This window comes from Elioraea sp. (assembly GCF_051860475.1).
Taxonomy (GTDB): domain Bacteria; phylum Pseudomonadota; class Alphaproteobacteria; order Acetobacterales; family Acetobacteraceae; genus Elioraea.
This window is the reverse complement of record NZ_JBHYDW010000003.1, coordinates 81,877-89,856: the sequence shown is the minus strand read 5'-3', so window position 1 is coordinate 89,856 and position 7,980 is coordinate 81,877. Positions and strand designations below refer to the sequence as shown.

Below are 7,980 nucleotides of genomic sequence, written 5' to 3'. Positions count from 1 at the left end.
CCCGCGCCGGAAGGCCGCAGGATGTTGGCCGACCCGGCGAGCCGGGCCGCCTCATCCGGTATCGCGGCGGTAAGTCCGGCGATCTTGTGCGGGATCGTCAGGACCAGCCCGGCGAGGTTCCGGACCTGCCGCATGCCGCGGAGGAACGCAGCCAGCCCGTCCGGCGCGACATGCATCGCGAGGTAGACCGCATTCGCGCCGCGCGCCGCGATCGCCATTTCGTACTCCGCGAATCCCTTGATGTGTGCCGTAGGGTCGCCGACGATCGCGATGATCTGCGTGTTGCCGTCGATCCTCATCGCGTGGCCAGCACAAGCGGCGTCTCGATCCGCCGCTCCTGCGCGCGGAACCAGAGCCGCACCGTCATCCGCTCGCTCCGGCCCACACCGTCGATCTCCGCCTCGATCTGCACCGCGTGGCTGTCGTTGTTCTCGAAGCGGAAGCGGCCGTCGGCGGCTGTCACGGCGCGCTGGCGCGGGTCGTTGGTGATGAACGACCGATTGAACAACGTCACGGTTGCGCCAGCGACCGGCGCGCCCGTGCGATCGACCACCCGGCCCGCGATGACGCCGGTCGCGTTCGCGGTGACGTAGAGGTTCCACCCGAGCGTGATCGCCGCAATCGCTCCCGGCACCACCGTCCAGCGCGAGCGGAGCCAGGCCGGCACCCTCATCCCTTGGTCGCCCCCGACGTGAGTCCGCGGATGAACTCCTTCTGCGCCATCAGGAACACCAGGAGCCCGGGTACCAGCACCATCACCACGAAGGCATAGAGCGCGCCGGTGGTGTCCTCGAGATAGGAGAGGAAGCGCGCGAGTCCGAGCGGAAGGGTCTGCATCTCGGAGTCGCGCGTGATGATCAGCGGCCACATGAAGCTGTTCCACGACCAGATGAAGGCGAGAATCACGTTGGTCGCGATCGCCGGCTTGGAGAGCGGCAGCAGCACGGTCACGATGATGCGCCACTCCGACAGCCCGTCGATCCGCGCGGCGTCGATCAGGCTACGCGGCACCGCCTCGAACGACGCCTTGTAGATGAAGATGCAGACGATGGTGGAGAGCAGCGGCAGGGCGAGGCCGAGATGGGTGTTCAGCACGCCGAGCCGGGCGGAGATCAGATAGGCCGGGATGATGGTCGCCTGGAACGGGATCAGCATGCAGGAGAGCAGCAGCAGCAGCACCAGCCGCCTGGCGGGGAAGTGCTTCGTCAGCGCATAGCCCGCGAGCGCATTCAGCACGACGTTGCCCGCGACCGCCATGGCCGAGACGATCACGCTGTTGAGCAGGTAGCGCGGGAACGGGATCAGGTACCAGACATCGACGAAGTTGAAGAGATGCGGGTCGAGCGGCGTCAGGCGCGGGGGATAGGCGTAGATGTTCTCGTCGGTGATCGCCGTCTTCAGCACCCAGTAGAACGGCAGCAGCATGATCGCCGAGACGACCACCAGCACGGCGTGGCGGGCCCAGGGAAAGCCGCGGCGCATCAGTCGCGCTCCACCGCGCCGGCATTGCCGCCGGCCGCCCAGTTGGCGAGCACGGTCAGCAGCAGCAGCAGCCCGAACTGCACGACCGTGATCGCGGCGGCGTAGTCGAATTTCGTCTGCCCGAACCCGGCCTTGTAGATGTAGGTGATCAGCAGCTCGGTGGCGTGGCCCGGCCCGCCATTGGTCATGATGTAGACGAGATCGAAGCTCGTGAAGCTGTTGAGCAGGCCGATGACGGCGCACAGGAACAGCGATGGGCGCAGCATCGGCAGGGTGATGCGGAAGAACCGTGCCCAGGCGGGCGCGCCGTCGATCCGCGCAGCTTCGTAGAGGTGCTGTGGAATCGACTGGAGCCCCGTCAGCAGCACGATCATGTAGAAGCCGATCACCTGCCAGATGTCGGTGACGATCACCGCGGGCAGCGCCATGTCGAACGAGGCGAGGAAGCCGAGCGGCTGGTCGATGATCCCGGCGGAACGGAGCACCCAGTTGAAGAATCCGCCGCGCTCGTCATACATCCAGCGCCAGATGATCCCGACCGCGACCGTCATCAGCGGGTAGGACAGGAACACGATCGTGCGGTACACGGACGCGCCCTTGAGGTCGCTGTTGACCAGCAGCGCGATGCCGAGAGCCAGCACGATCGCGATCGGCGCGGCGCCGATCCAGATCAACGTGTTCCAGAGCGCCTGCCAGAACACGTCGTCCCAGAGGAACATCTCGGCATAGTGCTCGAACCCGACCCAGCGGGCGGGGCGCATCGGCGACCACGACTGGAACGACAGCACGGCATTCCAGCCGAGCGGGATCAGCCGGTAGAGCAGGAAGATCGCGAGCGAGGGCAGCAGGAAGCAGACGATCAGCGCGAGCTCGCGTGTCCGCTTCCTGCCGTACCAGCAGACCGCCTTGGTCACGCTCAGGCCCGGTCGAGCTCCCGCTGCACGCGTCGCTCGGCATCCGCGAGCGCGCGCGCTGCCGGCTTGCGCCCGAGCAGCGCGTTCTGGAGCTCCGGCCAGAACGCCTCCTTGATCCGGCTGTCGAGCGGCGTGCGCCAGTTGCCCACCATCCTGTCGGTGTGCTCGATCTGGGTGCGCAGGATGACGTGGACTGTCGGGTCCTCCTTTTCGAGCTTCGCGAGCAGCGCGGTATCGACGGCGGTATTGCCGGTGAGGATGCGGCGCTGGTTCGCGAGCTGGCCCGCCTGCGCATCCGCCGTGACGTGCTTGACGAAGGCGACGGCAAGCTCGGGGTGGCGCGAGCCTTTGCTGACGCCGAGGCCGTGGCTGTTCGGCGTCGAGTAGCCGCCCGGCGCATGCGCGACTCCGAGCGTCTCGGGCGTCACCCAGGCCCCCTGGCCGCGGAAGAAGTAGTAGGCCGGGCTGTGGGCGTGCAGCATGCCGACATTGCCGGCGCCGAATGCGCCGTTCGGTTCGACCCAGCGGCCGGTCCAGGAGATCTTGTTGATCGCGCCGCTGTCGGAGGCGCGCGCAAGCTTCTCGACCACCTCGGCGGCCTTCGGCGTATTGAACGCGACCTTCCTCAGGTCCGGGGTGAGCAGCTCGACACCGTTCATCACGAACAGCGGCCAGTAGAGCCAGTCGAAGTTGAGCGTCAGGAAGCCCGTCCGGTCGCCGCCCTTGATCCGGTCGGCGAAGCCGAGAATGTCGTCGAACGAGCCGGGCGGGCCGGAGAGCCCAGCCTGCCGGAACAGCGGCTTGTTATAGAAAAGCAATGTCTTGGTGATGTAGAACGGCACCATGAAGTTGCGGTCTCGATAGGTCCAGTTCGAGAGATACTCGGCGTTGAACCGCGACTTCATCGCGGCATCGCCGGAGATCGCCTCGGTCAGGTCCAACAGCGCGCCGTTGGCGGCGTATTCGAGCCAGAGCGCGCCCTGGGTGTTGATCACGTCGGGCGGCGTGCCGGCGGCGAGCTGCGTCTGGTAGAACGGCGGCAGCTCCGGTCCTTTCTTGTCGAGCCACTCCACCTCGGCGCCGGGGTTGGCGCGCTGGAAGCTCTCGATCCAGCCGCGGATCAGCGGCTCCTGGTCGATGATGTTCCAGGTGAGGAAGCTGATCCGCCGGCGCGTCTGCGCGATCGCCGGCGTTGCGAGTGAGGCGGCGAGTGCCACGGATGCCCTGAGGGCGGAGCGGCGGCCAAGCATGGGGTTCCTCCGGTGTATGTGTGCGGATTGGTTGCGATGCTAGATCAGGCGGCGGCCTCGCGCCAAGCGATCTCGCGGCCCTCGCGTGCCGAGCGCTCGGCGAGCAGGCAGACCGCGACCGCCGCGCGCCCTTCCTCGGGCGTGACGATCGCGCGCCCGGCGCGGAAGCCCTGGATCGCTGCCTCGGCCTGTGTCGCGAGTTCGTAGACTTCACCCGAGGGCGCGAAGTCCAGAGCCTCGGCTCGCTCGCCGGGGGCCGCACGGCCGCGGAACAGGTGCAGGCTCGCGGTCGCGGTCTCGGCCCGGTCCATCGCCGCCGACCACAAGGCACGGATCGCGCCGCGCTCGCCGATCACCGAGGCCGCGAGGTGATGCTCGAACCCCGCAACGGTGTTGACGAATGTGGCGGAGGCGCCATCGGCGAAGCGCAGCGTCGCACTGAACGCACGCGGCATGCCGGCATCGCCGACGGCGTCGGCACGGAGCGAGACCGGCTCGCCCGCGCCGCGCAGCCACCAGAGCGAGAGGTCGGCGTGGTGCACCGCCTCCTCGATCAGCCAGGAGCCGACGCGCGCGCGGTCGTAGCGCCAACCACCGGAGCCCGAACGGTAGGGGAAGCGGAACAGCGCGATCTGCACCGCCTGCGGTCTGCCGATTGCGCCCTCGTCGATCAGCGCGCCGATCCGTCCCCACTGTGTCGAGAGACGCATCTCGTGGCCGATCGTCAGAACGCGCCCGGATGCCCGGGCCGCCCCGATCAGCGCGTCGCACTCCGCGATCGTCAGCGCCATCGGCTTCTCGAGCAGCACGTGCTTGCCTGCGCGCAAGGCGGCGAGCGCCACCGCTGCATGCAGGTGGTTCGGCACGGCGACGAACACGGCCTGGACCTCGGGAGCAGAGACGGCGTCGGTCCAGTCCGCGAGCACGCGCGCCGCGGGCCAGTCGGCCCGCGCGGCCTCGCCGGCGTCACCGCGCGCGGCGATCACCGCGAGCCGTGCCGAGGGGGCGGCCGTGACCGCGCGCGCATGGTGCCGGCCCCAGGCGCCGTAGCCGATCAGCGCGACCGTCATCGGCGCCGTCACAGCCGCCGCCCCGTGTCGCGGTCGAACAGATGCACGCTGTCGGGCGCGATCGCGAGCCGCACCCGCTCGCCCGGCCGGCGCACGCTGCGCGGCGGAACCTTCACGTGCAGCGCCTCGCCGGCGAGGTCGAGCGTCACCAGCGTCTCCGAGCCCAGCGGTTCGACCACCACGGCCGACGCCTCGATCACCGGCCGGTCGGTCATCGCCCCATCGGGCAGGTAGGCGAGACGCTCGGGGCGCAGGCCGATCACCAGCGCCTCGCCCTCATAGCCGTGCGCATCGGCCGGCAGCGGGATCGCCGTTCCGTCCGGCAGCATGGCGGCGCCCCGGGCGATCGCGCCGGGCAGCAGGTTCATCGCGGGAGCGCCCATGAACCCGGCGACGAAGGTCGTGGCGGGGGTGTCGTAGATCTCCTCCGGCGTGCCGAGCTGCTGGATGTGTCCGCCCTGCATCACGACGATCCGGTCCGCGAGCGTCATCGCCTCGACCTGGTCGTGCGTGACGTAGATCGTGGTGGCGCGCAGCCGGTCGCGCAGGCGCTTGATCTCGGTGCGCATCTGCACCCGCAGCTTGGCGTCCAGGTTCGAGAGCGGCTCGTCGAACAGGAACACCTTCGGATCGCGGACGATCGCACGCCCCATGGCGACGCGCTGGCGCTGCCCGCCCGAGAGCTCGCGTGGCCGCCGATCGAGCAGATGCGCGATCTCGAGAACCGCCGCCGCCGCCTCGACCCGCCGTCGGGTCTCGGCCTTCGCCACGCCGCGGTAGCGCAGCGAGAACGCCATGTTTTCGGCCACCGACATGTGCGGGTAGAGCGCGTAGTCCTGGAACACCATGGCGATGTCACGGTCCTTCGGATCGCGCTCGTTCACCACCGCGCCGTCGATCGCGATCTCGCCCGAGGTGACGTCCTCGAGCCCCGCCACCATGCGCAGGATCGTGCTCTTGCCGCAGCCCGAGGGGCCGACGAGGACGACGAACTCGCCGTCGGCGATCTCGAGATCGACGCCGTGCACCACCTCGAGCACGCCGAACGCCTTGCGCACCTGGCGCAGGCTGACGGTTGCCACGGACGCCGCTCTCCCTTGCCGCACGATTCCGGTCCATTCTGCGGATCGAGTCGTTCCGCTGACAAGGGGTTGCCATGGCGAAGCCTGCGACGATGAAGGGGCCCGGCGTGTTCCTCTCGCAGTTCGTCGGCGTGGCACCGCCGTTCGACACGCTGCCGGGGCTTGCGGGATGGGCGGCCGGCATCGGGTTTCGCGGCGTGATGGTGCCAACGCATGATGCGCGGATCCTTGACGTGGCGGCGGTCGCGGCTTCGTCTGCGCGCGCGGGAGAGGTGCGTGGCGCACTCGACGATCATGGCCTGGCGCTCACGGAGCTGGCGGCACAGCGGTTCGGCTGGCTGCTCGCGCACCACCCGGCCTATGCCGTTGCGGCCGAGCGCATGACGCCACCGGATGTCCGGGATCGTGCAGCCTGGGCGGCCGAGCAGCTGCGCGGCGTCGCGCGCGCCTGCCGGGCGCTCGGCGTGTCGCGCTGCGCGATGTTCTCCGGTGCGCTGGTCTGGCCCTACGTGCATCCCTGGCCGCTCCGTGATGCCGGTCTGATCGCCGAGGGGTTCGCGGAGCTCGCGCGGCGCTGGCGCCCGATCGTCGAGGCATTCGACGATGCCGGGGTCGATCTCTGCGTCGAGCCGCATCCCGGCTGCGACGTGCATGACGGCGTCACCTTCGAGCGGTTCCGCGCGGCCCTCGGCAACCACCCGCGCGTGAGACTGCTCTACGACCCGAGTCACATGGTGCTCCAGGGCATGGACTATCTCGGCTTCATCGATGCCTATGCGCCGCTGATCGCCGCGTTCCACGTGAAGGACGCGGAGTTCCGCCCGTCCGCTCGATCCGGTGCGTTCGGCGGATTCCAGAACTGGATCGACCGGCCCGGGCGGTATCGCAGCCTGGGCGACGGCGCGATCGACTTCCACGCGGTATTCTCGCGCCTCGCACAGCACGGCTACGACGGCTGGGCGACACTGGAATGGGAGTGCTGCCTGAAACGGCCCGAGGATGGCGCACGCGAGGGTGCAGCGTTCATCGCCCGCCACATCATCGCGGTGACCGAGCAGGACTTCGATGCCGGGATGCAGGAGCACGGACTGTCCGGCGGCGTCATCCGGCGCGCTCTGGGCCTGGCGCCGTGAGCCGGCGCGTTTTCGGCTTGCTGCCGGATGGCGCGACGGTCGACGAGATCACATTGGTCGCCGAAGGGATCGAGGCGCGTGTCATCACCTGGGGTGCGGTGCTGCGCGATCTCGTGGTGCGGGATCGTGCCGGACGGTCGCGTCATGTGGTTCTCGGGCTGAACACGATCGAGGACTATCTGCTGCATTCGCGCAACTTCGGTGCGATCTGCGGGCGCGTCGCCAACCGCATCGCGGACGCATCGATGAGCATCGACGGCCGCGTCTTCGACCTGACACCGAACTTCCGTGGGCGACATACGCTGCACGGCGGCAGCGCGGGCTTCTCTCGACGCATCTGGCGGGTGGCCGATCAGGCGCGCGATACGGTCACGCTCGTTCATCTCTCGCCCGACGGCGAGGAGGGGTTTCCGGGCGCTGTCGAGGCGCGCTGCACGTGGCGCGTGGCGGCGCCGGGGACGCTGTGCGTGGTGCTCACCGCGACCACGGACGCGCCGACCGCGGTGAACCTGGCCCCGCACCCATACGTGGTGCTCGACGATGCACCCGCGATCGACGCGCACCGCCTTGCCGTGGCGGCGGACTTCTACACACCGACGGATGAGGACGGCATTCCGACCGGCGAGATCCTCTCCGTGGCGGGCACGCCCTACGACTTCCGCACGCCTCGCCGGCTGCGCGCACCCGACGCGCCCGAGGCGGGTTACGATGTGAACCTCGTGCTGCGGCGCGCCGGCGCACCGCCTGGACTGGTGCGCGTCGCGACGCTGGAGAGCGGCTCCGGCGACCTCGCACTCTCGGTGCTGACCACCGAACCGGGGCTGCAGCTCTACGATGCGCCGACGCTCGACATTCCCGTGCCGGGCGTCGATGGGCGTCGCTACGGACCGCGGGCGGGATTGGCGATCGAGCCCCAGCGCTTTCCCGACGCGCCAAACAGGTCGCATTTCCCCTCGGTTGTCCTGCGGCCCGGCGAGACACGCCGGCAGGAGAGCGCGCTGGTGTTCGCCTGACCAGATCTTCGCCCGGCATTGCCACGGCGGCGACCT

General features: G+C 69.3%; 9 protein-coding genes. 2 read left to right on the top strand and 7 right to left on the bottom strand.

What is annotated here, in order from left to right:
• From ACTIFU_RS01375 to ACTIFU_RS01345, 7 genes are all read right to left on the bottom strand, one after another.
• Nucleotides 1-299, bottom strand: a 299-nt coding sequence (locus ACTIFU_RS01375) for a hypothetical protein (RefSeq protein WP_439576483.1), incomplete at its 3' end; no start/stop codon positions are given.
• Complete coding sequence (locus ACTIFU_RS01370) at nt 296-667, bottom strand: carboxypeptidase-like regulatory domain-containing protein (protein WP_439576482.1); 372 nt, start codon at nt 665-667, stop codon at nt 296-298. The genes ACTIFU_RS01375 and ACTIFU_RS01370, both read right to left, overlap by 4 nt.
• Before the next feature lie 2 nt (nt 668-669).
• Nucleotides 670-1,482: a carbohydrate ABC transporter permease gene (locus ACTIFU_RS01365; RefSeq protein WP_439576481.1), complete on the bottom strand. Its 813-nt coding sequence runs from the start codon at nt 1,480-1,482 to the stop codon at nt 670-672.
• The gene (locus ACTIFU_RS01360) at nt 1,482-2,396 is read right to left on the bottom strand and encodes a carbohydrate ABC transporter permease (protein WP_439576480.1); all 915 of its coding nucleotides are present in this window, start codon (nt 2,394-2,396) and stop codon (nt 1,482-1,484) included. Before ACTIFU_RS01360 ends, ACTIFU_RS01365 begins: the two co-directional genes overlap by 1 nt.
• A 2-nt stretch (nt 2,397-2,398) precedes the next feature.
• Nucleotides 2,399-3,646 (bottom strand): ABC transporter substrate-binding protein, encoded by a 1,248-nt coding sequence (locus tag ACTIFU_RS01355; RefSeq protein WP_439576479.1) that lies wholly within the window; start codon nt 3,644-3,646, stop codon nt 2,399-2,401.
• A gap of 44 nt (nt 3,647-3,690) precedes the next feature.
• Nucleotides 3,691-4,728 (bottom strand): Gfo/Idh/MocA family protein, encoded by a 1,038-nt coding sequence (locus ACTIFU_RS01350; protein ID WP_439576478.1) that lies wholly within the window; start codon nt 4,726-4,728, stop codon nt 3,691-3,693.
• Nucleotides 4,725-5,798: an ABC transporter ATP-binding protein gene (locus tag ACTIFU_RS01345; RefSeq protein ID WP_439576477.1), complete on the bottom strand. Its 1,074-nt coding sequence runs from the start codon at nt 5,796-5,798 to the stop codon at nt 4,725-4,727. The genes ACTIFU_RS01350 and ACTIFU_RS01345 overlap by 4 nt, the downstream gene beginning before the upstream one ends.
• Nucleotides 5,799-5,872: 74 nt before the next feature.
• On the opposite strand from ACTIFU_RS01345, the gene ACTIFU_RS01340 reads away from it, so the two are divergent.
• Both ACTIFU_RS01340 and ACTIFU_RS01335 read left to right on the top strand, forming a co-directional pair.
• Nucleotides 5,873-6,931 (top strand): sugar phosphate isomerase/epimerase family protein, encoded by a 1,059-nt coding sequence (locus tag ACTIFU_RS01340; protein WP_439576476.1) that lies wholly within the window; start codon nt 5,873-5,875, stop codon nt 6,929-6,931.
• On the top strand, nt 6,928-7,944 hold the full coding sequence (locus ACTIFU_RS01335) for an aldose epimerase family protein (protein WP_439576475.1): 1,017 nt from the start codon (nt 6,928-6,930) through the stop codon (nt 7,942-7,944). Before ACTIFU_RS01340 ends, ACTIFU_RS01335 begins: the two co-directional genes overlap by 4 nt.
• Nucleotides 7,945-7,980: the final 36 nt, after the last annotated feature.

Coding starts and splice junctions, on each gene's coding strand:
- ACTIFU_RS01365 (WP_439576481.1), bottom strand. CDS start 1,482: ATGCGCCGCGGCTTTCCCTGGGCCCGCCACGCCGTGCTGGTGGTCGTC.
- ACTIFU_RS01355 (WP_439576479.1), bottom strand. CDS start 3,646: ATGCTTGGCCGCCGCTCCGCCCTCAGGGCATCCGTGGCACTCGCCGCC.
- ACTIFU_RS01340 (WP_439576476.1), top strand. CDS start 5,873: ATGGCGAAGCCTGCGACGATGAAGGGGCCCGGCGTGTTCCTCTCGCAG.